At 57.2% G+C, this 988-nt stretch carries 1 protein-coding gene and 1 pseudogene; both read left to right on the top strand.

Features of this window, described 5'->3' with window-relative positions; translation table 11 throughout:
* Window positions 1-161: pseudogene (locus ADK28_RS33040) on the top strand (DUF945 domain-containing protein); the annotation flags it as partial.
* 270 nt (window positions 162-431) lie between these two features.
* Window positions 432-917 carry an antirestriction protein gene (locus ADK28_RS17485; protein WP_025203215.1) on the top strand — a complete coding sequence of 162 codons (486 nt, stop codon included), beginning with the start codon at window positions 432-434 and terminating at the stop codon, window positions 915-917.
* Window positions 918-988: the final 71 nt, after the last annotated feature.

Below are 988 nucleotides of genomic sequence, written 5' to 3' on the forward strand. Positions count from 1 at the left end.
ATAACCGCATTCAGGAATCGTTGCTGAAAGGCGGCCTGCCCGGACGTACCGCTCAGGGTAAACGTACCCATACCCGTGCAGTTAACGGCATCGATGGCGACGTCAAACTTAACCGTGCGCTCTGGGTAATGGCCGAAGAGCTGCAGCAGGCTCTGAGCTGATGCAGCATGTTCCAGATGATGCCCGTCAGGCGGACGTTTATCCGCTTTCCCTGAATGAGGTTCCGGGCTGCCGCACCCTATCCGATGATGATATCTGCGCCTGGTGCACACATCTTCTCTACCGACCCGGAGAACTCAGCCTCTGTCAGTTAAGCCTGGCCGACAGTATATGGCCCGCCTGTCGTGATGAGAACGGCTATGCCCAGTCCTGCCCGTCACTCCTGCTAAACCAGCATCCCCAACCCCATCAATAAACAAGGAAAAACTAACATGACCGACATTATCAACCTTTACGATACCCTCCCGTTACAACCACAACCTGCCGGTACCGGTTCTGCACCCGCGCTGACCGCCGCCCTCGTACAGGACGAGCAGCGCATCGGCTTCTGGCCGCAGCACTTTGGCAGCATACCGCAGTGGATAATCCTTGAGCCAACTGTCTTCGCCTGGATGGACCGCTTCTGCGCTGACTACAGCGGCGGCATCTGGCAGTTTTACACGCTGAGCAATGGCGGCGCGTTTATTGCCCCGGAAGCTGACGATGACAGCAATGAGTCCTGGTCGCTGTTCAACAGCATGAACGGTAACGGCGCTGAACTCAGCGCTGAAGCCGCCGGGATTGCCGTCTGTCTGATGACTTACAGCCACCATGCCATGCGCACCGAATCCGACGCCATGACGGAGCACTATTACCGCCTGCGGGACTACACGCTCAACCACCCGGAATGCAGCGCCATCATGCACATCATCGACTGAGGCCAACGTTATGGAACAACAGTTACCGCTGTTTGCACGTGAATTAGCCCCTGCCGACCAGCAGACGGTCA

It is taken from the genome of Serratia sp. 506_PEND (assembly GCF_001076875.1).
Taxonomy (GTDB): domain Bacteria; phylum Pseudomonadota; class Gammaproteobacteria; order Enterobacterales; family Enterobacteriaceae; genus Serratia; species Serratia marcescens.